Origin of the sequence: Sediminicoccus rosea, from assembly GCF_033547095.1 — a bacterium.
GTDB classification, from domain to species: domain Bacteria; phylum Pseudomonadota; class Alphaproteobacteria; order Acetobacterales; family Acetobacteraceae; genus Roseococcus; species Roseococcus rosea.
On record NZ_CP137852.1, the window covers coordinates 4,190,650 to 4,215,217 of the forward strand.

The following is a 24,568-nucleotide window of genomic DNA, read 5'->3' on the forward strand; positions in this document are numbered from 1 at the left end:
GCGGCCGCTTTCCGGCAATGCCAATGCCAAAAGCCGCGCGGCATGCTATCTGGCGCAGGCTGGAGAGGGATCGGCTTGGGCTTCTGGGGCAAGATCATTGGCGGGGTGACCGGTTTCATGACCGGCGGGCCGATCGGCGGGCTGCTCGGCGCGCTGGCGGGGCACGCCGCGGATGGCCGCCCGCGCCTCGGCCCCAACGCCGCCAACCTCGCCGCCATGCTCGGCTCGAAGGAGCAGTTGTTCGCCATCTCGGTGGTGGTGCTCTCGGCCAAGCTCGCCAAGTCCGACGGCCCGGTGGTGCGGGCCGAGATCGACGCCTTCAAGCGGATGTTCCGCATCCCGCCCGAGAACATGCGCGACGTCGCCGCCCTCTTCGACGAGGCGCGGGAGACCGCCGAGGATTTCGAGCCCTTCGCCGACCGCATGGGCGAGGCCTTCGCGCATGACAAGGCGATGCTCGAGGATGTGCTCGGCGCGCTCTTCACCATTGCCCGCGCCGACGGCCCGCTGACGCGGGGCGAGGTGCGGTTCCTGCAGCGCGTGCAGCTCGGCTTCAAGCTGGAGGCACGCGAATGGGAGCGCGCGCGGGACGGCCAGGCGCGGCCCGGCGGCGCGGCAGCCCAGGCGCCGGGCATCGACGCCTATGCCGTGCTCGGCCTGCCGCCCCAGGCGAGCGACGAGGAGGTGCGCGCCACCTGGCGCCGCCTGATGCGCGAGAACCACCCCGACGCGCTGGCCGCCCGCGGCGTGCCCAAGGAACTGATCGACCGCGCCACCGGCAAGGTGGCCGAAATCAACAGCGCCTGGGACCGCATCAAGCGCGAGCGCAAACTGTAGGGCCGGGCCGGGCGGTCCCAGGCACTGCCAGACCCCGCTTCGCCAGCGAAGCGGTGGGGACCGCATCAAGCGCGAGCGCAAACTGTAGGGCCGGCCCGGGCGGTCCCAGGCACTGCCAGACCCCGCTTCGCCAGCGAAGCGGTGGGGACCGCATCAAGCGCGAGCGCAAACTGTAGGGCCGGCCCGGGCGGTCCCAGGCACTGCCAGACCCCGCTTCGCCAGCGAAGCTGGTGGGGACCGCATCAAGCGCGAGCGCAAACTGTAGGGCCGGGCCGGGCGGTCCCAGGCACTGCCAGACCCCGCTTCGCCAGCGAAGCTGGTGGGGACCGCATCAAGCGCGAGCGCAAACTGTAGGGCCGGGCCGGGCGGTCCCAGGCACTGCCAGACCCCGCTTCGCCAGCGAAGCGGTGGGGACCGCATCAAGCGCGAGCGCAAACTGTAGGCCCTCACCCTCCCGGAATGTCCGGGCGCGCCCCTTGCGGATGATTTACGCCCTTCGGTGTTCCCCGGCAGCCCGCTCATGCTCTAGCCTCTTGCCCCGAGGACACCCCAACGGCCGCCACGAGCCGGAACCGGAGAGCGCGCCATGCCCGACACCCTGCTCCAGCCCGAGACCGACCTCCGCACCGAGCATTTCGACGTGCTCATCGTGGGCGCCGGCATTTCCGGCATCGGCGGCGCCTACCACCTGACGACGCAGCGCCCCGGCACCAGCTTCGTCGTGCTGGAAAGCCAGCACAGCTTCGGCGGCACCTGGCTCACCCACAAATACCCCGGCATCCGCTCGGACAGTGACCTTTACACCTTCGGCTACCGTTTCAAGCCCTGGGTCGGCCCGCCCATCGCGGCGGCCTCGGAGATCCTGCGCTACATGGGCGAGGTGATCGAGGAGAACGGCCTCTCGCCCCATATCCGCTACAACCACCTGATCCACAGCGCCGCCTGGGACAGCGCGGCCAAGCTCTGGACGCTGCTGGCAACCGATACGGCCACGGGCGAGCGGCGGCGCTTCACCACCAACTTCCTCTGGATGTGCCAGGGCTATTACCGCCACGCCGAGGGCTACACGCCCGAATGGCCCGGGATGCAGGACTACAAGGGCCGCATCCTCCACCCGCAGACCTGGCCGGAAGACCTGGATTACACGGGCCAGCGCGTGCTGGTCATCGGCTCGGGCGCGACCGCGGCGACCGTGGTGCCAGCCATGGCGGGCAAGGCGGCGCATGTGACCATGCTGCAGCGCTCCCCCACCTGGTTCCGCATCGGCCGCAACGGCATCGACATCGCCGACCAGCTGCGCGAGCTGAAGGTGGACGAGAGCTGGGTGCATGAGATCGTCCGGCGCAAAATCCTCTTCGAGCAGGCGAAATTCACAGCCCGCAGCTTCAGCGAGCCGGACAAGGTGGCGGCCGAGCTGCTGCACGAGGTGAAGCGCATCGTCGGCCCCGACTACGATGTCGGCACGCATTTCACGCCGCGCTACCGCCCCTGGCACCAGCGCCTGGCCTATGTGCCGGATGGCGACCTGTTCCAGGCGGTGGCCGACGGCAAGGCCAGCGTCGTCACCGACGAGGTCGAGCGCTTCACCGAAAAGGGCGTGCTGACGAAATCCGGCCAGGAGCTGGAGGCGGACATCATCGTCACCGCCACCGGCTTCCACCTGAACGTGCTGGGCGACATCGCCTTCACCATCGACGGCAAGCCGCTCGATTTCCACGAGACGGTGACCTATCGCGGCATGATGTTCACCGGCATGCCCAACCTCGTCTGGGTCTTCGGCTATTTCCGCGCAAGCTGGACGCTGCGCGCCGACCTTGTCGCCGATTTCGTCTGCCGCCTGCTGGCCGAGATGAAGGAGCGCGGCGCGCGGCAGGTCGAGGTGGCGCTCAGGCCGGAGGACCACAACATGCCGCTGCTGCCGTGGATCGACCCACAGAACTTCAATCCGGGCTACCTGATGCGCGGCATGCACCTGCTGCCCCGGCGCGGCGACAAGCCGGAATGGCAGCACAACCAGGACTACTGGAGCGAGAAGGACCAGTTCCCGGGGATCGACCTGAAGGATTCCGCCTTCGTCTACAGCCGATGAGCCTTCGCATCATCGAGCACCCCTCGCCCAACCATGAGCCGCGCCCCGAGGGCGCGGTGGTGGACGTGCTGATGCTGCACTACACCGGCATGCAGAGCGGCGCCGCGGCCATCGCGCGTCTCTGCGAACCGGCAGCGGTCGTCTCCTCCCATTATGTGGTGGAGGAGGATGGGCGGGTGTTCCGCCTGGTGCCGGAGAGGCTGAAGGCGCGCCATGCGGGAGTCTCGCACTGGCGCGGGCAATCGGCGCTGAACGCGACCTCCATCGGGATCGAGATCGTGAACCCCGGGCATGAATGGGGCTACCGGCACTTCCCCGCGCTCCAGATGGCCGCGGTCGCGGATCTCTGCCTGGAGATCCTGGCCCGCCACCCCATCCCGCCGCGCAACGTCGTGGGCCACAGCGACGTGGCGCCCGACCGCAAGCAGGACCCGGGCGAGTTGTTCGACTGGGAGGGGCTCGCGGCCAACGGCATCGGCCTCTGGCCCGCCCAGGACGGCCCTGCGGAGGGCGATCCGCTCGCGCTGCTGGGCCGCATCGGCTACCGCACCGACCTTCCGCTGCCGGTGCTGCTGACCGCCTTCCAGCGCCATTGGCGGCCCGAACAGGTGAGTGGCGAGGCCGATGCCGGCACGCTTGCGCGCCTGCAGGCGGTGGCGGCGCTGGTCGAGGCTTGACCCGACGCGCCCTTGGGGCGCAACAAGCCCAGGATACCGGATGGCTGGACGACCGCTGGCGCCGCGAGAGATCGCGGTGCTGGAGGAAAGTCCGGGCTCCACGGAAATACGGTGCCGGCTAACGACCGGCGGGCGAAAGCCCAGGGAAAGTGCCACAGAAAACAAACCGCCGGCCCGGCCACAGGCGTGAGCTTGGGGCCCGTCCGGCAAGGGTGAAACGGTGGGGTAAGAGCCCACCGCGCTTCCAGCAATGGCGGCGGCACGGCAAACCCCACCGGGAGCAAGGCCGAATAGGGAGGGCCGTCACGGCGCTTCGGCGCTGGTGGCAGGGGCATTTCCGCCCCGTCCTCCGGGTTGGCCGCGCGAAGCCTGCGGCAACGCAGGCTCCAGAGGAATGGTCGTCCATGGCCCTTCGGGGCCAAGACAGAACCCGGCTTACAGGCCATCCGGTATCACCCCGCGGGACTCCGCGCCGCCTGGCGCGCAAGCCCATGCCCGCGCTTCCCGCAGCGTCAGCTTGGCATTGTTGCGCGATTGCCACACCGCCCCGGCAAACATGGCGCGCCGTTTCGCGGAATCCCGCTTAAATCACCATAACCTGTTGCACTCAAAGCTAAAAATGCCGATTTATCGCCCTTGGGCGATTTAGTGATATCCCTTGATCACCCATCCGAGACCATCTAAACCCAGATCAGCCCAATACGGATGCCGCAAGCTCGGGGGGGCGAGCGCATCTGGAACAGGGCTGGTCGGGCGAGCCGACGGGGTTCCGGGGGGGACCTCGTCGGCCGCTGCCCGAGACCTCTGAAGAGCACCCCCCAAACAGGCGACATCAGCTCAGAAACGGGGGGCATCCAGCGGCACGATGACCCAATTCCGGGGCAAGTTCATCAACGGTCTGGACAAGAAGGGGCGCTGCAGCGTGCCGGCCTCCTTCCGCGCCCGTCTCGCCGGTGATGGCCTGGTCCTGCGCCGCTCCGTCAGCCCCGATCACTGCTACATCGAAGCCTGGCCCATGGCGCAGTTCGACGCCGCCAGCCGGGACGCCAACCCGCTGAACCCCCTCTCGCCCGAGCAGAACGCCGAGGACTACGCCTATGTGGTGGACGTGGCCGAGGTCACGCCCGACCCCGAGGGCCGCATCATCCTCCCGCGCGACCTCATCGAATATGCCGGCCTGTCCGACGGCGTCGCCTTCCTCGGCCGCCTCAACTGGTTCGAGCTGTGGGAGCCGGCCGCCGCAGAACGCCGCATCGAGGAGGCCCGCCGCGCCCTCGCGGCGCGGGCGGCCGCGTCCGCCGCATGAGCCACATCCCCGTCCTCCTCGCCGAAGTGCTCGAGCAGCTGGCCCCCCAGCCGGGCGAGACGATCCTGGACGGCACCTTCGGCGGTGGCGGCTACAGCCGCGCCATCCTGGAAGCCGCCCCCTGCACCGTCTGGGCCCTGGACCGCGATGCCGAGGCGATCGCGCGCGGCGCGGCGCTGGCCGCCGCCCATCCGGGGCGCCTGCACCTCATCGAGGGCCGCTTCGGCGACATGCTGGCCCTGCTGGCCGCCCGCGGCGTCACGCAGCTGGACGGCGTGGTGCTCGACCTCGGCGTCTCCTCCTTCCAGCTGGACACGCCGGAGCGCGGCTTCTCGTTCCGGTTCGACGGCCCGCTCGACATGCGGATGGGCCAGACCGGCGCGACCGCGGCCGACCTCGTGAACACCCTGCCCGAGGCGGAGCTGGCGGACCTCATCTGGGAATTCGGCGAGGAGCGCCATTCGCGCCGCGTGGCCCGCGCCATCGTCAAGGCGCGGGGCGAGGCGCCCTTCACCACCACGCTGCAGCTGGCCGAGGTGATCCGACGCGCCGTCCCGCGCGACCCCTCGGGCATTCATGGCGCGACGCGCAGCTTCCAGGCGCTGCGCATCCGCGTGAATGACGAGCTGGGCGAGATCGAGCGCGCGCTGGAACAGGCCATGCGCCTGCTGGCGCCGGGCGGGCGGCTGGTCATCGTCTCCTTCCATTCGCTGGAGGACCGGTTGGTGAAGCGGGCCTTCCAGAAGGCCGCGGGCCGCAGCCCCGGCGCCTCGCGCCATGACCCGGCGATGCTGGTGGCGCCACGCGGCCCCGCGCCGTTTACCCTGCTGACACCGCGCTCAATTCGCCCGGGTGCTGACGAATGCGCGGCCAATCCGCGCGCCCGCTCCGCCCATCTTCGTGCCCTGCAGCGTTCGCCCGAAAGTCACGCCGCATGATCCACCCGCTCACGCTCGTCACCTTCGCCGCCTTCCTGGGCTCGGGCCTCTACGTCTTCCAGACCAAGGAGCAGGTCCGCAAGCTCGACCAGGAGCTGCGGACGATCCGCATGGAGACCGAAGCCGAGCGGGCCCGCACGCAGACGCTCTCGGCCGAATGGGCGCGGCTGAACGACCAGGACCGGCTGCGCCAGATGGCGGCGGCGCATCTGCGCCACATGCAGCCGATGGAGCCTGCGCAGTTCCAGCGCATCGAGGACGCGCAGCGCCGCATGCCGCAGGCCGTCGCCTTCGCGCCCGTCCCCTCGGGCTTCCAGCGCCGGGCCGATGCGCCCTCCGCCCCCGGCGAGGTGCTGGTCTTCACCCTGGCGAGCCAGCGGCGCGAGGCCGAGACGGCGCTGGCCCTGGCCGCGCCGCCCGCCCTGCCGCAGCCGCCCGCGCCGGCGCCGGTCGCCGCCGCGCCGGTGGTCCCCCAGCCGCCCGCACCCGTGGTGGCGGCCCCCGCACCCGCGCCCGCGCCCGCCATGGCCCCCATCCCCGTCGCCATGGCGCAGCCCCCGCGCCCGGCCGAGGCGCCGCGCCCCGCCCCGCGCCCGCGGCCCGAGGTCGCCGCCCTGCCGCCCATCGCCGGCCCCGCCGCCCCACGCACGCCGGTCGCCCAGGCGCCGGCACCCGCGCGCCCCGCGCCCGTGGCGCCGCCCGTCCGCACCGCGCTGCATGTGCAGCCCGCCTCAACCGGATCGCTGCTCGGCGTCGGCGCCGGCAGTCTGCCGCCCCCGGTGCCCTTCAACCGATGAGCGACCTTCCCCCCCCCTCCCCCGACTTCATCCCGCACAGCCGGGCCGAGGGCGCACGCCCGGCCGAAAGCGCCTCCCGCGCCGTGGTCCGCGTCACCGGCAGCCAGGCCACGCACCACCGGCGCATGCCGGGCCGCCTGCTCTTCGCCTCGATCGGCTTCGGCGTGCTCTTCATCGCGATCGGCGTGAAGCTGACGGACGCCACCATCATCTCGCCTGCGCCCTCGCGCCTGGCCCAGGCGCCGCGCCTTCCGCCCGCCGAGCCGCCGGTGAGCCGTGCCGCCATCACCGATCGCAATGGCGAGGTGCTGGCCGTGACGGTGCGCGGCACCGCGCTCTATGCGCGCCCCGCCGAGATCGACAATCCGGCCCGCGTGGCCGACCAGCTGGTGCGCATCCTGCCGCATCTGGAGCGCGACCGCGTGCTGGCCCGCATCAGCCCGCCGCGCCAGTTCGCCTACATCGACCGCTTCATCACGCCCCGCCAGCAGCAGGCGATCAACGACCTCGGCATCCTCGGCCTCTACTTCGAGACGGCCGAGCGCCGCACCTATCCGCGCGGCCGCGACGCCGCGCATGTGCTGGGCGCGGTGGACGTGGATGGCGAAGGCATCGCGGGCGTCGAGAAATGGTATGACGAACGCCTGCGCGTGACGCGGGATCCGCTCCGCCTCGCCATCGACATCCGCATCCAGCGCGAGCTGCGCGAGGCGCTGGAATGGTCCATCGAGCGCTTCAACGCGATCGGCGGCTCGGCCATCCTGATGGATGTCCACACGGCGGAAGTGCTGGGCATGGTCAGCCTGCCCGATTTCGCCGCCGCCAACCTCGCGACCGCGCCGGCCGAGCAGCGCTTCAACCGCGCGGTGACCGGCGTCTATGAACCGGGCTCGACCTTCAAGCTCTTCACCGCCGCGATGGCGCTGGAGGAAGGCCGCGTGACGATGACGGGCGGCTTCGACGCCTCGCGCCCCATCCGCATCGGCCGGCACGAGATCAACGACTTCAAGGGCAAGAACCGCTGGCTCTCCCTGCCCGAGATCCTGGCCTATTCCTCGAACCTCGCCAGCGCGCACATGGCGATGGCGGTCGGCCCCACGCGGCACCGCGAATTCATGGGCCGCATGGGGATGCTGAACCGCACCGGCGTCGAGCTGCCGGAATCGGCAGCGACGCTCGCCCCCTCGCAGCGCAACTGGCGCGACATCAACACCATGACCATCGGCTTCGGGCACGGGATTTCCGTGACGCCGCTGCACATCGTCAGCGGCGTCTCGGCGCTGGCCAATGGCGGTACGCTCCGCACGCCCACCGTCCTCGCCGTGCCGCCGGGCGTGGAGCGCGAGGGCACGCGCGTGATCAGCGAGCGGACCTCGGAGCAGATGCGCCGGCTGATGCGCGTGGCCGTCACCGACGGCTCGGGCCGGCAGTCGGACAGCCCCGGCTATTTCGTCGGCGGCAAGACCGGCACGGCGCAGAAGACCAATGAGCGCGGGCAGTATCAGGAGAACCGTCGCATCTCCTCCTTCGTCGGCGCCTTTCCGATGAACGCGCCGCGCTATGCCCTGCATGTGCTGGTGGATGAGCCCAAGCCGCGCGCCGACACGGGCGGCTATGCGACCGCGGGCGTGGTCGCCGCCCCCACCGCGCGCCGCGTGGTGGAGCGCGTGGCGCCGCTGCTCGGCATGGTGCCCGAGACCGATCGCATCGCGCAGATCCAGGCGACGATCGCGCTGCCGCTGAATGGCGGCCGGCCGCGCAGCGGAACCGCCGCCGCCCCCGCGCCCCGCCCCACCCCGGCGGCGCCCACGCCCGCCATGCTGCCGCGCACCCCCGCGCCGACGCTCGAACAGCCCGCTCCCCCCATCCGCCGCACCGATGCGCGCGACGGCATCGCGATGCCGCGCCTCGTCCTGGCGCCCATCTCCCCCGAGACAGGCCGTGCGGCGCGATGAGCTCCTCGCCCTGTTCCCCGGCCTGAGCGCCGAGGGCCTGACGGACATCCGGGGTGTCACGGCGGATAGCCGCGCCGTGCAGCCGGGCTGGCTCTTCGCCGCACTCCCTGGCGCGCGGGCGGATGGCACGCGCTTCATCGCCGATGCGGTGGCCGCCGGCGCCGCCGCGATCCTCGCCCCCGAGGGCACCGCCTGGCCGGAGGGCGCGCCACCTCGCCCGCTGCTCGCCAGCCCCGATCCGCGCCGCGCCCTGGCGCTCATCGCCGCCGCCTTCCATGGCGCGCAGCCCGAGCGCGTGGTCGCCATCACCGGCACCAACGGCAAGACCAGCACGGCCGATTTCCTGCGCCAGCTGATGGGAGAGAAGGCCGCCTCGCTCGGCACGCTCGGGCTTGTCGCACCCGGCTTCCCGCCCGGCGAAAGCCTGACCACGCCCGATCCGGTGAAGCTGCACGCCACCCTCGCCGCGCTGCACCGCGCCGGCATCAACGATCTGGCCATGGAGGCGAGCTCGCACGGGCTGGACCAGCGCCGGCTGGACGGCGTGCGCCTCGCCGCCGCCGCCTTCACCAACCTGACGCGCGACCACCTGGATTATCACGGCAGCATGGAGGCCTATCGCGCCGCCAAGCTGCGCCTCTTCGACACGCTGCTGCCGGCGGGCGCCCCTGCTGTGCTGCACACGGAGATGGATGCCGCGACGCTCGCCGCGCTGCGCGGGATCGTCGCGGCGCGCGGGCTGCGTGGCATCGAGGTGGGCGAAGCGGGGTGCCACCTGCGGCTCCTCTCGCAGCGCGCCCTGCCCGGTGGGCAGGTGCTGCTGCTGGAGGGCTTCGGCGCGCGCGCCGAGGTGACGCTCGCCGTGCCCGGCCGCTTCCAGGCGGACAATGCGATGGTGGCGGCGGCCTTGGCCATCGGCCTGGGCCATGCACCGGCCGAGGTGATCACCGGGCTTGCCCGCCTCGCGCCTGTGCGCGGGCGCATGGAGCTGGCCGCGACGCTGCCGAACGGCGCCGCAGTCTATGTGGATTACGCGCATACGCCCGATGCGCTGAGCCGGCTGCTGGCCGCGCTGCGCCCGCATCTGGGCGCGGGCGGCAAGCTGCATGTGCTGTTCGGCGCGGGCGGCGACCGTGATCCCGGCAAGCGCCCGCTGATGGGTGCCGCCGCCGCCGCGGGCGCCGACATGGTCTGGGTGACGGATGACAATCCGCGCAGCGAGGACCCGGCCGCGATCCGCTCCGCCATCCTCGCCGCCGCGCCCGGCGCGCGCAATGCGGGCGAGCGTGCCGGCGCCATCGCCCGCGCGCTGGATGCGCTCGGTCCCGGCGATGTTCTGGCGGTCGCCGGCAAGGGGCATGAGAGCGGGCAGACCATCGCCGGCGTCACCACGCCCTTCGACGATGCCGAGGTGGTGCGCCGCCTCGCGGGGGGGCGGGCATGAGCACGCTCTGGACCGCGGCCGAACTGCGCGAGGCGACCGGCGGCGCCTGCGCCGATGACCTCGCCGTGAGCGGCGTCTCGATCGACACGCGCACCATCGAGCCGGGCGACCTCTTCGTCGCGCTGCGCGACGCGCGCGACGGGCATGACTTCGTGGAACAGGCCTTCGCGCGCGGCGCCTCGGCCATGGTGGACCGCGACATGCCAGGGCGCGTGCTGCGCGTGGCGGACACGCTGGCCGGGCTGACGGCGCTGGGTGCCGCCGGGCGCGCGCGCATGGCGGGCCGCGTCATCGCCGTCACCGGCAGCGTCGGCAAGACGACGACGAAGGAGATGCTGAAGCGGGCGCTCGGCGCGCTCGGCCCCGCGCATGCCTCCGTCGCCAGCTACAACAACCAGTGGGGCGTGCCGCTGACGCTGGCCCGCATGCCGCGCGACACCGCCTGGGCCGCCATCGAGATCGGCATGAACCACCGGCATGAGATCGCGCCGCTGTCGCGCCTCACCCGGCCGCATGTGGTCATCGTCACCGCCATCGGCACCGCGCATATCGGCCATCTGGGCAGCCAGGAGGCGATCGCCGACGAGAAGGCCGAGATCGCCGCCGGAATCGAGCCGGGCGGCATCGCGCTTCTGCCGCAGGACAGCCCCTTCTTCGAACGCATGGCCGCCGTGGCGCGCAGCTGCGGCGCGGATGTGGTGGGCTTCGGCGAAAGCCCCGAGGCCTCGGCCCGGATGCTGAACTGGCGCGGCACGGACGCGGCCAGCGAGGCCGAGTTCGCCCTCTCCGGCCGGCATGTGACGGTGCGCCTCGAACAGCCGGGCAAGCACATGGCGCTGAACGCGCTGGCCGCACTCGCCGCCATCCAGGCCGCGGGCGGCGACACCGGCCTCGCTGCCGCCGCCCTCTCGGGCTTCGGCGCGGGTGCCGGGCGCGGCGAGATGCGGCGGATCGCCACCCCCGACGGCGGCACCGCGCTGCTGCTGGATGAGAGCTACAACGCCTCGGACAGCGCGATCCGCGCGGCACTCGCGGTGCTGGCGGCGCAGAAGGCCAAGCGGCGCATCGCCGTACTGGGCGACATGCGCGAGCTGGGCGAGTTCGGGCCAGACCTGCACCGCGCGCTGGCCCCCGATGCGGCCCGCGCGGCCGACCTGGTCTTTGCATGCGGCCCGCTGATGCGGCATTTGTTCGACGCGCTGCCGGCCGCCGCCCAGGGACTCCATACCGAGGACGCGGCCGGCCTCGCGCCGCTCATCGCGGCGGCGCTGCGCGATGGCGATGCCGTGCTGGTCAAGGGCTCGCTCGGCATGCGCATGGTCCAGATCATCGGCGCCCTGACGAACGCCAACGTCACCGGCCCCAAGAGGAATGACGAATGATTCCGCTGCTGCTCTCTCCGCTCGCGGATGATTTCATCCTCTTCAACCTCGCGCGCTACCTCACCTTCCGCGCGGGTGCGGCCTGCATGACGGCGCTCTTCGTGGCGCTGGTCTTCGGCAAGAGCGTGATCGAATGGCTCCGTAGCTTCCAGCGCGGCGGCCAGCCCATCCGCGAGGACGGGCCGGAGAGCCACCTGCTGACCAAGAAGGGCACGCCCACCATGGGCGGCGTGCTGATCCTGCTCTCCCTCTCGGTCTCGGTGCTGCTCTGGGCCGATCTGCGGAACGGCTTCGTCTGGGCCGTGCTCTTCGTCACGCTGGGCTATGGCGCGCTGGGCTTCGTGGATGACTGGCTGAAGGTGACCAAGCGCAACACCAAGGGCGTCTCGGGCCGGGCCAAGCTGGTGGCGCAGGGCGGCATCGCCTTCATCGCCGCGCTCTGGTTCATGTGGCTGCTGCCGGCGGGCCTGTCGGACAACATGGCCGTTCCCTTCCTGAAGGAGGTGCTGATCCCGCTCAGCATCGCCTTCCCCTTCGTGGCCGCCTTCGTGATGATGGGCTCCTCCAACGCCGTGAACCTGACCGATGGGCTGGATGGGCTGGCCATCGTGCCGGTGATGATCGCGGCCGCGGTCTTCGCGCTGATCGCCTATCTCGTCGGCAACCGCATCTTCGCCGATTACCTGCAGCTGCATGGCGTGCCGGGTGCGGGCGAGCTCGCCGTCTTCTGCTCGGCGCTGATCGGCGCCTCGCTCGGCTTCCTCTGGTTCAACGCGCCGCCGGCCGCGGTGTTCATGGGCGATACGGGCAGCCTGGCACTCGGCGGTGCGCTCGGCTCCATCGCCGTCGCGACCAAGCATGAGATCGTGCTGGCCATCGTGGGTGGGCTGTTCGTGGTGGAGACGCTCTCCGTCGTCATCCAGGTCTTCTGGTACAAGCGCACCGGACGGCGCGTCTTCCTCATGGCGCCGCTGCACCACCATTTCGAGAAGAAGGGCTGGGCCGAGGCCACCATCGTGATCCGCTTCTGGATCATCGCGATGGTGCTGGGGCTGATCGGGCTCTCGACGTTGAAGATCCGATGACCCCCTTCGCGCAGATGCGTGTCGCCGTCGTGGGGCTCGGCAAGGCCGGGCTTCCGGCCGCGCGCCGCCTGCGCGACTGGGGTGCGGCCGTGACCTGCTGGGATGACGGCGAGGCCGCGCGGGCCGAGGCCACGGCGCAGGGCCTGCCTGTGGCGGACCCCGCGCAGGGCTTCGAATTCGACGCGCTGCTGCTCTCGCCCGGCATCCCGCACCTGCTGCCCCGCGTGCATCCGGCCGCGGCCGCCGCGCGCGCTGCGGGGGCGCCGATCCTGGCCGATGTGGAGTTCCTGTTCCGCGCGGTGCGCGCGGCGGGCAGCAAGGCGCGCTTCGTCGGCATCACCGGCACCAACGGCAAGAGCACGACGACGGCGCTGCTGGCCCATCTGCTGGCCCGCGCCGGCGTGCCGGTCGAGGTCGGCGGCAATCTCGGCCCGGCGGCGCTGGACATGCGCATCCTGGGCGATGACGGCGTCTATGTGCTCGAAATGTCCAGCTATATGCTGGAACGAATCGCTGATCTTCGATTCAATGTCGCAGCGATGCTCAACCTCTCACCGGATCATCTGGACCGCCATGGCGACATGGCCGGCTACCGCGCCGCCAAGGCGCGAATCTTCGCGCGCCAGTCGCGCGAGGACGTGGCCGTGCTCGGCCAGGATGACGAGGCGACGGCGGGCCTCGGCGCGCAGCTCGCCGCGCGGCTGGTGCCCATCTCCGGCACCGCGCCACAGACGGGCGGCGTCTGGGCGGAAGGCCCGCTGCTGCGCGACGATCACGGCACCATCGCCGACCTCGCCGCCTGCCCCACCTTGCCCGGCGCGCATAATGCGCAGAACGCGGCGGCGGCCAGCGCCATGGCCCTGGCGCTCGGCCTGCCGCGCACGGCGCTGGCGGCCGGCCTTGCCAGCTATCCCGGCCTGCCGCACCGGCAGGAGCTGGTGGGGCGCATCGGCGCCGTCCGCTTCGTGAATGACAGCAAGGCCACCAATGCCGACAGCGCGGCGCGCGCCCTGTCCTCCTACGACCGCATCCTCTGGATCGCCGGCGGCACGGGCAAGGAGGGCGGCATCACGCCGCTCGCCGAATATTTCCCGCGCATCGCAGAGGCCTTCCTGATCGGGCGCGACGCGCCGGAATTCGCGGCCACCCTCGCCGCCCACGGCGTCGCGCACCGCCTGTGCGGCACGCTGGCCGAAGCGGTGCCCGCCGCCGCCGAGGCCGCGCGGCGCGGCGCGGCCGATGTCGTGCTCCTCTCGCCCGCCGCCGCCTCCTGGGACCAGTTCACCGGCTTCGACGCGCGCGGCGACGCCTTCCGTACCCTGGTCCGCGCCCTGCCCGGAGTCGAATTCTGATGGCCGTCTCCCGCACCGACACCTCGACGCTGGGCCGCTGGTGGTGGAGCGTGGACCGCTGGACGCTGGGCGCCCTGCTGGCGCTGATCGCCATCGGCTACGTCATGATGCTGGCGGCCTCGCCCGCCGTGGCGCAGCGCATCGGCGCCGCCTCCCGCCACATGTTCCTGGAACGGCAGGTCTTCTACTCGACGCTGGCCGTGATCGTCATGGTCGGCTGCTCGCTGCTCACGCCGCGCTGGGTGCTGCGCTTCGCCATGCTGGGCGCGCTGGGCGCGCTGGCGCTGACGGCGCTGACGCTGGTGGCCGGAACCGAGATCAAGGGCGCGCGCCGCTGGCTCTCGCTGCCGGGCATGTCCCTGCAGCCTTCGGAATTCCTCAAGCCCTGCCTCGCCGTGGTCTGCGCCTGGCTGATGGCGGAGGGCAAGCGCTCGCGCCGCTTCCCGGGGCTGATCCTCGCCTTCATCCTGATCGGCATCGTCGCCGTGCTGCTCAAGCAGCAGCCCGATATCGGCATGCTCGCCGTCATCGTCGCGGTCTTCCTCGCGCAGGTCTTCGTCTCGGGCATCAACCTGATGTGGGTGGTGGCCGGCGCTGGCGGCGTGGCCGGCCTCGCCGTGCTGGCCTTCATGCTGCACGGCCATGTCCGCTCGCGCGTGCAGCGCTTCCTCGACCCCGAGGCGGGCGACAATTTCCAGATCCGCATGTCGCTGGAGGCCTTCGGCAATGGCGGGCTCTTCGGCCGCGGCCCGGGCGAGGGCCGCGTGAAGGACGCCCTGCCCGACGCCCATGCCGACTTCGTCTTCCCCGTGGCGGCCGAGGAATTCGGCCTGATCGCCTGCCTCATCATCCTCGCCATCTTCGCCTTCGTGGTGATCCGCGGCCTGGTGCGCCTGATGCATGAGCGCGACATCTTCGTGGCGCTGGCGGCCACCGGCCTGCTCGTGCAGTTCGGGCTGCAGGCCTTCATCAACATGGGCTCCTCGCTGCACCTGATCCCGACCAAGGGGATGACGCTGCCCTTCGTCAGCTATGGCGGCTCCTCCTCCATCGCGCTCGCCATCGGCATGGGATTCCTGCTGGCGCTGACGCGCCGGCGCAGCGCAAGGGCGGAGGAGTCCCAGCCCTTCGCCCAGCCCGTGCCGACATGAGGGGCCCGGCCATGCGCCCCATCGCCATCGCCGCCGGGGGCACCGGCGGACACCTGTTTCCGGCGGAGGCGCTGGCCGCCGAGCTTTCCGCGCGCGGCGAGCGCATCGTCCTCTTCACCGATGCGCGCTCGGCCGCCTTTGACAGCCCGGCCTTCGCCAATGCCGAGCGCTTCGTGCTGAAGGGCGAGGGCATCGCCGGCCGCAGCCCGCTGCGCGCGGCGAAGGGCGCGGCGCTGCTGGCCTCCGGCATGCTGACGGCGCGGCGGCTGCTGAAGCGGCTCGATGCCGCGGCCGTGGTGGGCTTCGGCGGCTATCCGGCGATTCCGCCCGCGCTGGCCGCCCTCAGCCTCGGCAAGCGGCGTCCGGCCCTGATCCTGCATGAACAGAACGCCGTGCTGGGCCGCGCCAACCGTGCGCTCGCGACGCGCGCCGAGCTTCTGGCGCTGGCCTATGAGGAGACGGCCCGCGTGCCCGAGGGCGCGCGCACGCGCTGGGTCGGCAATCCAGTGCGCCCCGCGCTCGCCGCGCTGGCCGGCGGCGGCTATCCGCCGGCGGATGGGCCGCTCAGGCTGCTGGTCACGGGCGGTTCGCTCGGCGCGCGCGTCTTCGCCGACCTCGTGCCCGCCGCCATCGCCGCCCTGCCCGAGGCGATCCGCGCCCGGCTGCTCATCGCGCAGCAATGCCGCGTCGAGGATCTGGAGCGCGTGCGCGCCGCCTATTCCGAGACGGGCATCCCGGTGGAGCTTTCGCCGTTCTTCCCGGACATCGCCGGCCGGCTCGCGGGCGCGCATCTGGTGATCGCGCGCGCCGGCGCCTCGACCGTGGCGGAGATCGCCTGCGCCGGGCGGCCCTCGCTGCTGGTGCCGCTGCCCTCCGCGATCGACAACCACCAGGTGGCCAATGCGCGGGCGCTGGAGGCGGCCGGGGCAGCCCTGGTGCTGCCCCAGGCGACGACGAATCCGGCGCGGCTGACCCAATTGCTGGCGGAATGGCTGGGCTCGCCCGAGAGGCTTGCCGAAGCGGCCCGGCATGCGGCATCCCTCGCGCGCCCCCAGGCGGCGCGGGAGCTGGCGGACCTCGTTCTCGCCCACGCCGCCCGAACCCAAGCCCTCCAGGAATCCCGCTGATGCGCGCGCTGCCACTTTCCATCGGGACCATCCACTTCGTGGGCATTGGCGGCATCGGCATGTCGGGCATCGCCGAGGTGCTGCACAACCTCGGCTACGCGGTGCAGGGCAGCGACATCGCCGAGGGCTATAACGTGACCCGCCTGCGCGAGGCCGGGATTCCGGTGATGGTGGGCCACGCCGCCGAGAACCTGCGCAACGCCCAGGTCGTCGTCGTCAGCACGGCGGTGAAGAAGGACAATCCCGAGGTCCAGGCCGCGCGGCGCCGCCTGCTGCCGGTGGTGCGCCGCGCCGAGATGCTGGCCGAGCTCATGCGCCTGAAATGGGGCATCGCGGTCGGCGGCACGCATGGCAAGACGACGACGACGAGCCTGATCGCCTGCGTGCTGGAGCAGGCGCGGCTCGATCCCACCGTCATCAATGGCGGCATCATCAATGCCTACGGCACCAACACCCGCATGGGCACGGGCGAGTGGATGGTGGTCGAGGCCGATGAGTCCGACGGCAGCTTCCTCCGCCTGCCCAGCACCGTCGCCGTCGTCACCAACATGGATGCCGAGCACCTGGACCATTGGGGCACGGAGGAGGCGATGCGCGAGGGCTACGCGCAGTTCGTCGGCAACATCCCCTTCTACGGCTTCGCCGTGCTCTGCGCCGACCATCCGGCCGTGCAGGCGATGATCCCCAAGCTCGATCGGCGCCTCGTGACGTATGGCTTCTCGCCCCAGGCCGATGTGCGGGCCGAGAAGGTGCTGACCAACCGCATGGGCGCCAGCTTCGAGGTCACGGTGCAGGACCGCGTGACCGGCCGCGCGCGCACCATGCAGCCCTTCCGCCTGCCCATGCTCGGCCAGCACAATGTGCAGAACGCGCTGGCGGCCATCGCCATCGGCGTCGAGATGGATGTGCCGGAGGATGTGATCCGCGCGGCACTCGCCGGCTTCAAGGGCGTGAAGCGCCGCTTCACCCGCGTGGGCGAGACGGGCGGCATCACCGTGATCGACGATTACGGCCACCATCCGGTGGAGATCGCGGCCGTGCTGAAGGCGGCGCGCCAGGCCGGCGCGCGGGATGTCATCGCCGTCGTGCAGCCGCATCGCTATTCGCGCCTGAACCAGCTCTTCACCGAGTTCTGCACCTGCATGAACGATGCCGGCAGCGTGATCGTGGCCGATGTCTATGCGGCGGGTGAATCGCCGATCGAGGGCGCGGACAAGGATGCGCTGGTGGATGGGCTGCGCGCGGCCGGCCATCGCAGCGTGGTGCCCCTGCCCGAGCCCGCGAGCCTGGCCGAGATGATCAATGCGATGGCCAAGCCGGGCGACTACGTGATCTGCCTGGGCGCGGGCACCATCACCAACTGGGCGCATGCGCTGCCGGCACAGCTGGCCGAGCTGCAATCCCAGGCGGGGGCGCGCGTCTCGCCGCTCAAGCGCGCATGAAGCCGATGGCCGCCACCCGCGCCATGCCGGTAATCCGCGGCCGCGTGGAGGCGGCGGCGCCGCTCGCCCCCTTCACCTGGTTTCGCGTGGGCGGGCCAGCCGAATGGCTCGCGCGCCCGGCGGATGCCGAGGATCTGCTGGCGCTGCTGGCGGCGCTCGACCCGGCGATGGAGCTGACGGTGCTGGGGGCCGCCTCCAACCTCATCATCCGCGATGGCGGCGTGCCGGGTGTGGTGCTGCGGCTGCCGGCACGCGGCTTCGGCGGCGTGACGGTCGAGGCGGATGGCGTCATCGCGGGCGCGGCCGCGCTGGATGCGACGGTGGCCGAGCATGCGGCGGCGGCCGGCCTCGCGGGGCTGGAGTTCCTCAGCGGCATTCCGGGCAGCATCGGGGGCGCGATCGCCATGAATGCCGGCGCCTATGGGCGCGAGATCGTGGACGTTCTCGACTGGGCCGAGATCGCGACGCCAGAGGGCCTCCTGCGCCTCGATGGCGCGGCACTGGCCTTGTCCTATCGCCATGCCTGCCTGCCGCCGCGCGGCGTGGTGACGCGGGCGCGGCTGCGTGCCGCGCCCGGTGACGCCGCCGCCATCGCCGCCCGCATGGCCGAGATCCGCCAGGCGCGCGAGGCGACGCAGCCCGTGCGCGCCCGCACCGGCGGCAGCACCTTCCGCAACCCCGAGGGCCACAAGGCCTGGGCCCTGATCGATGCCGCCGGTTGCCGAGGCCTGAGGCGCGGGGCCGCGCAGGTGAGCGAGAAGCACTGCAACTTCCTGCTCAACACCGGCGGCGCCACGGCGGCCGAGCTGGAAGGCCTGGGCGAGGAGGTGCGCGCGCGCGTGCTGGCCCATTCGGGCGTGGATCTGCATTGGGAAATCAAGCGCATCGGCCAAAGGGGGAAAGCCACGGCATGAACGCGATCACGCCCACGCGGAACGCCGCGCGCACCCATGTCGCCGTGCTCTATGGCGGGATCTCGGCCGAGCGCGAGGTCAGCCTCTCGACCGGCGCGCAGGTCATCGCGGCGCTGCGCGAGGCCGGCTTCGAGGTCTCGCCCATCGAGGTGACGCAGGACCTGCCCGCCACCATCGGCGCGCTCGCCGCCGCCCGGCCCGATGCGGTGTTCAACGCGCTGCATGGCCGCTTCGGTGAGGATGGCTGCATCCAGGGCGTGCTGGACTGGATGGGGCTGCCCTACACGCATTCGGGCGTGCGCGCCTCTTCCGTCGCCATGGACAAGGCGGCGGCCAAGGCGGTGTTCTCGGCGCATGGGTTGCCGGTCGCCGCGCATCGCGTCATCTCGCCCGAGGAACTGGCCGAGGCCGACCCGCTGCCGCTGCCCTATGTGGTGAAGCCGGTGGATGAGGGCAGCAGCGTGGGCGTCACCATCCTGCGCGAGGGCGACAACCGGCGCGAGGAGATCGCGCGCAGCTGGCGCTTCGGCCGCCGCATCATGGCGGAGAGCTTCATCCCCGGCCGCGAACTCACCGTCGCCGTGATGGGCGAGGAGGCGCTGGCCGTCACCGAGATCGCAACCGGCAACCAGTTCTACGACTACGAGGCGAAGTATGCCGATGGCGGCAGCCAGCACGTGCTGCCGGCGCCCATCCATCCGGAGATCGCGGCCGAGGCGAAGCGCATCGCCGTCGCGGCCCACCGCGCGCTCGGCTGCCGCGGCGTCTCGCGTTCCGACTTCCGCTATGACGACACGGCGGGCGAGCCGGGGCGGCTCTATCTGCTGGAGGTGAACACGCAGCCGGGCATGACGCGCACCTCGCTCCTGCCGGAGCAGGCGGCGCATCGCGGCATCGGCTTTCCGGACCTCTGCGCCTGGATGATCGGGGAGGCGCGCCATGGCCCGTAAACCCGCCGAACCCACCACGCGCTCGCGCTCGGCGCCGCCACCCAAGCGGCCCTCGGCCACGCGGCTCTGGTTCAAGAAGCGCCGCGCCTGGCTGCGCGGCATCGGCATGGCGACCCTCGCCGCCGGCACGCTCGGCATCGGCGTGCTCGGCGTTGTCGCGCTCGACCCCATGGCGCGGCTGCGCGACACGACGGCCTGGCTCGCCGAACTCGGCCGCGGCCCCGGCCTTTCCGTGCAGGAGATCCGCATCGAGGGCCGCGAATTCGCCCCGCGCGAGGCGCTGCTCGCCGCCATCGGCATCACGCCGGGCGAGGCGATCCTGGATTTCGACCCGAGCGTGGCCAAGCAGCGGCTGGAGCAGATCGCCTGGGTGGAGAGCGCGCATGTGGAGCGCCGCCTGCCCGGCACCATCCTGATCCGCATCACCGAGCGCCGGGCCTTCGCCGTCTGGCAGCGCGAGGGCCGCTTCTCCGTCATTGACCGCGAGGGGCGCGTGATGGCGACCGAGCGGCTGGAGGCCTTCGGCCCGCTGCCCCTGGTGGTGGGCCTCGGCGCCGAGCGCGTGGCGGCGCCGATGATCGACCTGCTCCGCAGCGCGCCGGAAATCTCCGACCGCGTGCAGGCCATCATCCGCGTCTCCGAGCGGCGCTGGAACCTGCGCCTGCAGAACGGCGCCGACATCATGCTGCCCGAGGGCCATGAGGAGGCCGCGATCACCCGCCTCGCCGAGCTCCAGGCGCGCGACCGCCTGCTGGACCGCCCGCTGGCCGCGGTGGACATGCGCCTGCCCGACCGCCTCGTCGTCCGCATGCAGACGCCGGGCCAGCCCGCCACCCCAACGCCAACCCCCGCCCGGAGCCAGCGCGGATGAACGAGATCGTTCGCTACCAGCCGCCCCACAGCGATGTGCCGACGCGCGGCATCAAGCTCGGCCGCGCGCGCCCCGGCGTCTTCGGGGTGCTGGACATCGGCTCCACCAAGGTGGTCTGCCTGATCGCGCGCATCGAAAGCGACGGCACGCCGCGGGCGCTGGGCTTCGGCTGGCAGAAATCGCGCGGCGTGAAGGCCGGCTCCATCGTGGACATGGAGGAGGCGGAGCGCAGCATCCGCGCCGCCGTCGCCTCGGCCGAGGAAATGGCGGACACGCTGCTCAAGGGCGTCATCGTGAACCTCTCCTGCGGGCAGCCGGAGAGCCGGACGCACAACATCCTCTGGCAGGTGGGCGGGCGGGCGGCCACCATGGCGGACCTCAACGGCATCATGACCGAGGGCGTGCGCCGCACCCAGGCCGAGGGGCGCGAGGCGGTGCACAGCTTCCCGCTCGGCTTCACGGTGGACGCCACGGGCGGCGTGGATGATCCGCGCGGCATGGTCTGCGACACGCTGGGCGCCCGCCTGCACGTGCTGGATGCGGCGAGCCACGCGCTGTTCAACCTCGGCCAGTGCCTGCACCGCTGCGAACTCGAAGTCGAGGAAATGGTCTCCTCCCCCTTCGCCGCGGGCCTCGCCACCCTCGTGGATGACGAGCGCGAACTGGGGGCGGTCTGCGTGGACATGGGCGGCGGCACCACCAGCATCGCCGCCTTCGCCGAGGGCCGGCTGATGCACACGGCACAGCTGCCGGTGGGCGGCTGGCAGGTGACGAACGACCTGGCGCGGGTCCTCTCCACCCCCATCAGCCATGCCGAGCGGCTGAAGACCATGCATGGCAGCGTGCTCGAGGCCGCCGAGGATCGCGGCGAGATGCTGCCCGTGCCCATGGTGGGCGAGGATGACGACCAGATCGCCCGCGTCCCGCGCGAGATGGTGGTGAAGATCATCCGCCCCCGCCTCGAGGAAAGCTTCGAGCTGCTGCGCGACCGGCTGGAGGGCAGCGGCCTGCCCACCGAGATGCGCCGCCGCATCGTGCTGACGGGCGGCGCCAGCCAGCTCATCGGCGTGCGGGAACTGGCCGGGCGCGTCCTCGGGCGCGAGGTGACGGTGCGCCTCGGCCGCCCCCGCCTGGTGCGCGGCCTGCCCGAGACCGCCTCCGGCCCCGGCTTCGCCTCGGCCATCGGCCTGCTGGCCTGGGCGGCAGGCGAGGGCAAGCCGATCCTGGAGCTGGTGCCGGCCCCGGCCCATGCCCCGGGCCTGCTTCGCCGGGGCCTCGCCTGGCTGCGCGAGCGTTTATGAAGGATTCCCGAGCGACGGCCTGTGGAAAACGGGGACAAGTCGGCCTTCTCGGGCAGACACGAATCGAAACCGGTGGTCTAAGCTAGGTTGAGGAGAACCCGCCCATGACATTGAACCTGACGCTGCCGGTGACCCAGCACACGGATTTCTCGCCCCGGATCGCCGTCATCGGCGTGGGCGGGGGCGGCACGAATGCCGTCAACAACATGATCCACCTGGGCCTCGACGGCGTCGAGTTCATCGTGGCCAACACCGACGCCCAGGCGCTGGTGAACAGCCGCGCCGAGCGCCGCGTGCAGCTCGGGCCCCACCTGACGCAGGGCCTGGGCGCCGGCGCCAAGCCCGAGATCGGCCGCGCCGCCGCCGAGGAAGCGACCGACGAGCTGGCCCGCCACCTCGAGGGCTGCCACATGGTCTTCGTGACCGCCGGCATGGGCGGGGGCACGGGCACGGGCGCGGCCCCGGTCATCGCGCGCATGGCGCGCGAGCGCGGCATCCTCACCGTCGGCGTCGTCACCAAGCCCTTCGACTTCGAGGGCCCGAAGCGCCGCAAGTCGGCCGATGCCGGCCTGGATGAGCTGCAGCAGTTCGTGGACACGCTGATCGTCATCCCGAACCAGAACCTGTTCAAGCTGGCGAATGACCGCACCACCTTCGCCGAGGCCTTCAAGATGGCCGACAATGTCCTCTACATGGGCGTGCGCGGCGTGACCGACCTGATGGTCAATCCGGGCCTGGTGAACCTCGACTTCGCCGATATCCGCACCGTCATGGCCGAGATGGGCAAGGCAATGATGGGCACGGGCGAGGCCGAGGGCGAGGGCCGCGCCACCCAGGCCGCCGATTCCGCCATCAACAATCCGCTGCTGGAGGATACCTCCATGCGCGGCGCCAAGGGCGTGCTGATCAACATCACCGGCGGCCTCGACATGACGCTGTTCGAGGTGGACGAGGCGATGGCCCGGATCCGCCGCGAGGTGGATGAGGATGTGAACATCATCTTCGGCTCGGCGATTGACGAGACGATGAATGGCCGCGTGCGCGTCTCCGTCGTCGCCACCGGCATTGACGTCGCCTCCATGGGCGCCGCGATGAACCCGGGCGGCCCGCGCCTCGCCGTGGTGAACCAGCCCGCCCCGGCCCCCGCGCCGGCCGCGACGCGCGCCCCCTCGGGCCCGCTCGGCGCCCCCGTGGTGCCGGCGCCGCGCCGCCCCGTTCAGGTGGGCGGTGGTGCCGGCCTGCTGCGCCAGCCGGCCGCCGCGGCCGGTGCCGCGACCGCCCTCGCCCCCGCCGCCCCGCCGGTGGCGCAGGAGCAGGCCTATATGGAGGAGATGCCGCAGCCGGTGGTGGTGCAGCCCGCTACGCCGCAGCCCGTCTCCTACCAGCCGCCCATGCAGCAGCCCTCGCTGCCCGAGGTGGCGCCCGCGCCCCAGGGGCAGGTGGCTGGCCAGGGTGCCGGCTGGCGCGGCCTGTTCCGCAACGCGACGGGCCTGATGCGCCGCAATGTGGAGGAGGCGCCCGCCGCCGCCGCCCCGCGCATGGAGCCGGTGGCCAGCCAGCAGCCCAAGCCGCCGCAGCCCATGCGCACCGCCCAGCAGCAGCCGCAGCCGGACGAGATGGGCCTGGACATCCCGACCTTCCTGCGTCGCCAAAGCAACTAGGCGCGCGCCACAGGTCACGCATGACGCCTCCGGCGGGAGACCGCCGGGGGCGTTTTTCGTTCAATCCGGGGCCTTCACCTTGTCCTTGTAGTTGCAATGCAGGGCCGCCACGCAGCGCCAGCATTCCGGCGCGCGCGCCTTGCAGATGTAGCGTCCGTGCAGGATCAGCCAGTGATGCGCGTCCCGCAGCAATTCGGGCGGGATGCGCTTCACCAGGCCATCCTCCACCGCGCGCGTGGTCTTGCCCGGCGCAAGGCCGGTGCGGTTGCCCAGACGGAAGATGTGCGTATCCACCGCCATCGTCGCCTCGCCGAACATCACGTTCAGCACGACATTCGCCGTCTTGCGGCCAACACCGGGCAGCGCCTCCAGCGCGGCGCGGTCGCGCGGGACCTCGCCGCCATGGCGCTCCACCAGCATGGCCGAGAGCGCGGCCACGTTCTTCGCCTTGGCCTGCCAGAGGCCGATGCGGCGGATGAGCTGGCCGATCCCCTCGGCCCCAAGCGCCGCCATGGCCGCGGGCGTGGGGGCCGCGGCGAAGAGGCCGGGCGTGACCTTGTTCACCATCGCATCCGTGGTCTGCGCGGACATGACCACGGCGACCAGCAGCGAGAAGGCGTCGGTGTAGAGCAGCTCGGTCTCGGGCGCCGGATTGTCCTGGGCGATGGCGCGGATGAAGAGGCCCGCCTGCTCGCGGGACATGATCCTGGCGCGGCGCGGCTCGGTCGCGGTGCCATGGATGGGCTTGGCGCGGGGTTTTGCAGGGGTTTTCACGGGCGAATTCATCCTATCTGATGCAGGGATGCCAGAAACCCCGGTGATTTTCGAGGCCCGCTCCGCCCCCCTGAACAGCATGGGCGAGGCGGGATTCCGCATCGTGGCCGGCATCCTGCTCGCGGGCTTCACCTTCACCGGCACGGTCTTCACCATCCTCGGCGCCTGGCCGGTGCTGGTCTTCGCCGGGGCCGAGACGCTGATGGTGATCGGCATGCTGGCGCTCTACCGCAGCCATGCGCGGCGCAGCGCCGAGATCATCACCCTCGCCGCCGGGCAGCTCACCATCCGCCGGCGCGAGGGGCGGCGCAGCGAGGAAGCGCGCTTCGACCCTTTCTGGGCGCGGCTGCGCTGGGAGGAGGCGCGGCTCTTCATCGCCCATCGCGGCACCGCGATCGAGATCGGCCGCTTCCTGACGACGGAAGAGCGCGAGGACCTGGCGCGCAGCCTGGGCGAGACCCTGCGCCGCTACCGCGAGCCGGTCTTCGATAATCCTCAGCTGCGCTAGCAGCTCC

The 24,568-nt window shown here is 71.8% G+C and carries 21 protein-coding genes and 1 other RNA gene; 21 read left to right on the top strand and 1 reads right to left on the bottom strand.

Translation table 11 applies throughout. From position 1 onward, the window contains the following. Positions 1 to 75 precede the first annotated feature (75 nt). From R9Z33_RS20160 to ftsZ, 20 genes are all read left to right on the top strand, one after another. Positions 76 to 837, top strand: a complete 762-nt coding sequence (locus R9Z33_RS20160; RefSeq protein ID WP_318648358.1) for a TerB family tellurite resistance protein — start codon at positions 76 to 78, stop codon at positions 835 to 837. 586 nt (positions 838 to 1,423) lie between these two features. Beyond that, entirely contained in the window at positions 1,424 to 2,926 is a 1,503-nt protein-coding gene (locus R9Z33_RS20165; protein ID WP_318648359.1) for a flavin-containing monooxygenase, read from the top strand. Beyond that, positions 2,923 to 3,603 (top strand): N-acetylmuramoyl-L-alanine amidase, encoded by a 681-nt coding sequence (locus R9Z33_RS20170; RefSeq protein WP_318648360.1) that lies wholly within the window; start codon positions 2,923 to 2,925, stop codon positions 3,601 to 3,603. The genes R9Z33_RS20165 and R9Z33_RS20170 overlap by 4 nt, the downstream gene beginning before the upstream one ends. 36 nt (positions 3,604 to 3,639) lie before the next feature. Further along, positions 3,640 to 4,057: RNase P RNA component class A (gene rnpB, locus R9Z33_RS20175), an RNA gene on the top strand. A gap of 411 nt (positions 4,058 to 4,468) precedes the next feature. Continuing rightward, entirely contained in the window at positions 4,469 to 4,909 is a 441-nt protein-coding gene (locus tag R9Z33_RS20180) for a division/cell wall cluster transcriptional repressor MraZ (protein WP_318648361.1), read from the top strand. Next, positions 4,906 to 5,847 (top strand): 16S rRNA (cytosine(1402)-N(4))-methyltransferase RsmH, encoded by a 942-nt coding sequence (gene rsmH, locus R9Z33_RS20185; protein ID WP_318648362.1) that lies wholly within the window; start codon positions 4,906 to 4,908, stop codon positions 5,845 to 5,847. Before R9Z33_RS20180 ends, rsmH begins: the two co-directional genes overlap by 4 nt. Further along, the gene (ftsL, locus tag R9Z33_RS20190; protein ID WP_318648363.1) at positions 5,844 to 6,644 is read left to right on the top strand and encodes a cell division protein FtsL; all 801 of its coding nucleotides are present in this window, start codon (positions 5,844 to 5,846) and stop codon (positions 6,642 to 6,644) included. Before rsmH ends, ftsL begins: the two co-directional genes overlap by 4 nt. After that, entirely contained in the window at positions 6,641 to 8,599 is a 1,959-nt protein-coding gene (locus tag R9Z33_RS20195; RefSeq protein WP_318648364.1) for a peptidoglycan D,D-transpeptidase FtsI family protein, read from the top strand. The genes ftsL and R9Z33_RS20195 overlap by 4 nt, the downstream gene beginning before the upstream one ends. Then, on the top strand, positions 8,586 to 10,043 hold the full coding sequence (locus tag R9Z33_RS20200) for a UDP-N-acetylmuramoyl-L-alanyl-D-glutamate--2,6-diaminopimelate ligase (RefSeq protein WP_318648365.1): 1,458 nt from the start codon (positions 8,586 to 8,588) through the stop codon (positions 10,041 to 10,043). Before R9Z33_RS20195 ends, R9Z33_RS20200 begins: the two co-directional genes overlap by 14 nt. After that, on the top strand, positions 10,040 to 11,425 hold the full coding sequence (locus R9Z33_RS20205) for a UDP-N-acetylmuramoyl-tripeptide--D-alanyl-D-alanine ligase (RefSeq protein WP_318648366.1): 1,386 nt from the start codon (positions 10,040 to 10,042) through the stop codon (positions 11,423 to 11,425). The genes R9Z33_RS20200 and R9Z33_RS20205 overlap by 4 nt, the downstream gene beginning before the upstream one ends. Beyond that, positions 11,422 to 12,510 carry a phospho-N-acetylmuramoyl-pentapeptide-transferase gene (gene mraY / locus R9Z33_RS20210; protein WP_318648367.1) on the top strand — a complete coding sequence of 363 codons (1,089 nt, stop codon included), beginning with the start codon at positions 11,422 to 11,424 and terminating at the stop codon, positions 12,508 to 12,510. Before R9Z33_RS20205 ends, mraY begins: the two co-directional genes overlap by 4 nt. Continuing rightward, entirely contained in the window at positions 12,507 to 13,862 is a 1,356-nt protein-coding gene (gene murD / locus R9Z33_RS20215; protein WP_318648368.1) for a UDP-N-acetylmuramoyl-L-alanine--D-glutamate ligase, read from the top strand. The genes mraY and murD overlap by 4 nt, the downstream gene beginning before the upstream one ends. Continuing rightward, positions 13,859 to 15,013, top strand: a complete 1,155-nt coding sequence (locus R9Z33_RS20220) for an FtsW/RodA/SpoVE family cell cycle protein (protein WP_404830693.1) — start codon at positions 13,859 to 13,861, stop codon at positions 15,011 to 15,013. The genes murD and R9Z33_RS20220 overlap by 4 nt, the downstream gene beginning before the upstream one ends. An 11-nt stretch (positions 15,014 to 15,024) precedes the next feature. Then, on the top strand, positions 15,025 to 16,140 hold the full coding sequence (gene murG, locus R9Z33_RS20225) for an undecaprenyldiphospho-muramoylpentapeptide beta-N-acetylglucosaminyltransferase (RefSeq protein ID WP_318648370.1): 1,116 nt from the start codon (positions 15,025 to 15,027) through the stop codon (positions 16,138 to 16,140). Next, the gene (gene murC, locus R9Z33_RS20230; RefSeq protein WP_318648371.1) at positions 16,140 to 17,582 is read left to right on the top strand and encodes a UDP-N-acetylmuramate--L-alanine ligase; all 1,443 of its coding nucleotides are present in this window, start codon (positions 16,140 to 16,142) and stop codon (positions 17,580 to 17,582) included. Before murG ends, murC begins: the two co-directional genes overlap by 1 nt. Further along, positions 17,579 to 18,496, top strand: a complete 918-nt coding sequence (gene murB, locus R9Z33_RS20235) for a UDP-N-acetylmuramate dehydrogenase (RefSeq protein ID WP_318648373.1) — start codon at positions 17,579 to 17,581, stop codon at positions 18,494 to 18,496. The genes murC and murB overlap by 4 nt, the downstream gene beginning before the upstream one ends. Further along, positions 18,493 to 19,446, top strand: a complete 954-nt coding sequence (locus R9Z33_RS20240) for a D-alanine--D-alanine ligase (RefSeq protein ID WP_318648374.1) — start codon at positions 18,493 to 18,495, stop codon at positions 19,444 to 19,446. Before murB ends, R9Z33_RS20240 begins: the two co-directional genes overlap by 4 nt. After that, positions 19,436 to 20,317 carry a cell division protein FtsQ/DivIB gene (locus R9Z33_RS20245; RefSeq protein WP_318648375.1) on the top strand — a complete coding sequence of 294 codons (882 nt, stop codon included), beginning with the start codon at positions 19,436 to 19,438 and terminating at the stop codon, positions 20,315 to 20,317. The genes R9Z33_RS20240 and R9Z33_RS20245 overlap by 11 nt, the downstream gene beginning before the upstream one ends. Next, positions 20,314 to 21,618 (top strand): cell division protein FtsA, encoded by a 1,305-nt coding sequence (gene ftsA, locus R9Z33_RS20250; protein ID WP_318648376.1) that lies wholly within the window; start codon positions 20,314 to 20,316, stop codon positions 21,616 to 21,618. The genes R9Z33_RS20245 and ftsA overlap by 4 nt, the downstream gene beginning before the upstream one ends. 104 nt (positions 21,619 to 21,722) lie before the next feature. Then, positions 21,723 to 23,279, top strand: coding sequence for a cell division protein FtsZ (ftsZ, locus tag R9Z33_RS20255; RefSeq protein ID WP_318648377.1), 1,557 nt, complete (start codon positions 21,723 to 21,725; stop codon positions 23,277 to 23,279). Positions 23,280 to 23,339: 60 nt separating this feature from the next. Here ftsZ and nth read toward each other — a convergent pair whose 3' ends face one another. Further along, on the bottom strand, positions 23,340 to 23,981 hold the full coding sequence (gene nth, locus R9Z33_RS20260) for an endonuclease III (RefSeq protein ID WP_318651680.1): 642 nt from the start codon (positions 23,979 to 23,981) through the stop codon (positions 23,340 to 23,342). Positions 23,982 to 24,081: 100 nt separating this feature from the next. On the opposite strand from nth, the gene R9Z33_RS20265 reads away from it, so the two are divergent. Then, positions 24,082 to 24,561: a DUF2244 domain-containing protein gene (locus R9Z33_RS20265; RefSeq protein WP_318648378.1), complete on the top strand. Its 480-nt coding sequence runs from the start codon at positions 24,082 to 24,084 to the stop codon at positions 24,559 to 24,561. Positions 24,562 to 24,568: the final 7 nt, after the last annotated feature.

Bases quoted from the DNA above. Each gene is read 5' to 3' on its own strand.
- R9Z33_RS20165 (WP_318648359.1), top strand. From the start codon at position 1,424: ATGCCCGACACCCTGCTCCAGCCCGAGACCGACCTCCGCACCGAGCAT.
- R9Z33_RS20170 (WP_318648360.1), top strand. From the start codon at position 2,923: ATGAGCCTTCGCATCATCGAGCACCCCTCGCCCAACCATGAGCCGCGC.
- R9Z33_RS20180 (WP_318648361.1), top strand. From the start codon at position 4,469: ATGACCCAATTCCGGGGCAAGTTCATCAACGGTCTGGACAAGAAGGGG.
- rsmH (WP_318648362.1), top strand. From the start codon at position 4,906: ATGAGCCACATCCCCGTCCTCCTCGCCGAAGTGCTCGAGCAGCTGGCC.
- ftsL (WP_318648363.1), top strand. From the start codon at position 5,844: ATGATCCACCCGCTCACGCTCGTCACCTTCGCCGCCTTCCTGGGCTCG.
- R9Z33_RS20195 (WP_318648364.1), top strand. From the start codon at position 6,641: ATGAGCGACCTTCCCCCCCCCTCCCCCGACTTCATCCCGCACAGCCGG.
- R9Z33_RS20205 (WP_318648366.1), top strand. From the start codon at position 10,040: ATGAGCACGCTCTGGACCGCGGCCGAACTGCGCGAGGCGACCGGCGGC.
- mraY (WP_318648367.1), top strand. From the start codon at position 11,422: ATGATTCCGCTGCTGCTCTCTCCGCTCGCGGATGATTTCATCCTCTTC.
- murD (WP_318648368.1), top strand. From the start codon at position 12,507: ATGACCCCCTTCGCGCAGATGCGTGTCGCCGTCGTGGGGCTCGGCAAG.
- murG (WP_318648370.1), top strand. From the start codon at position 15,025: ATGCGCCCCATCGCCATCGCCGCCGGGGGCACCGGCGGACACCTGTTT.
- murC (WP_318648371.1), top strand. From the start codon at position 16,140: ATGCGCGCGCTGCCACTTTCCATCGGGACCATCCACTTCGTGGGCATT.
- murB (WP_318648373.1), top strand. From the start codon at position 17,579: ATGAAGCCGATGGCCGCCACCCGCGCCATGCCGGTAATCCGCGGCCGC.
- R9Z33_RS20240 (WP_318648374.1), top strand. From the start codon at position 18,493: ATGAACGCGATCACGCCCACGCGGAACGCCGCGCGCACCCATGTCGCC.
- R9Z33_RS20245 (WP_318648375.1), top strand. From the start codon at position 19,436: ATGGCCCGTAAACCCGCCGAACCCACCACGCGCTCGCGCTCGGCGCCG.
- ftsA (WP_318648376.1), top strand. From the start codon at position 20,314: ATGAACGAGATCGTTCGCTACCAGCCGCCCCACAGCGATGTGCCGACG.
- ftsZ (WP_318648377.1), top strand. From the start codon at position 21,723: ATGACATTGAACCTGACGCTGCCGGTGACCCAGCACACGGATTTCTCG.
- nth (WP_318651680.1), bottom strand. From the start codon at position 23,981: ATGTCCCGCGAGCAGGCGGGCCTCTTCATCCGCGCCATCGCCCAGGAC.
- R9Z33_RS20265 (WP_318648378.1), top strand. From the start codon at position 24,082: ATGCCAGAAACCCCGGTGATTTTCGAGGCCCGCTCCGCCCCCCTGAAC.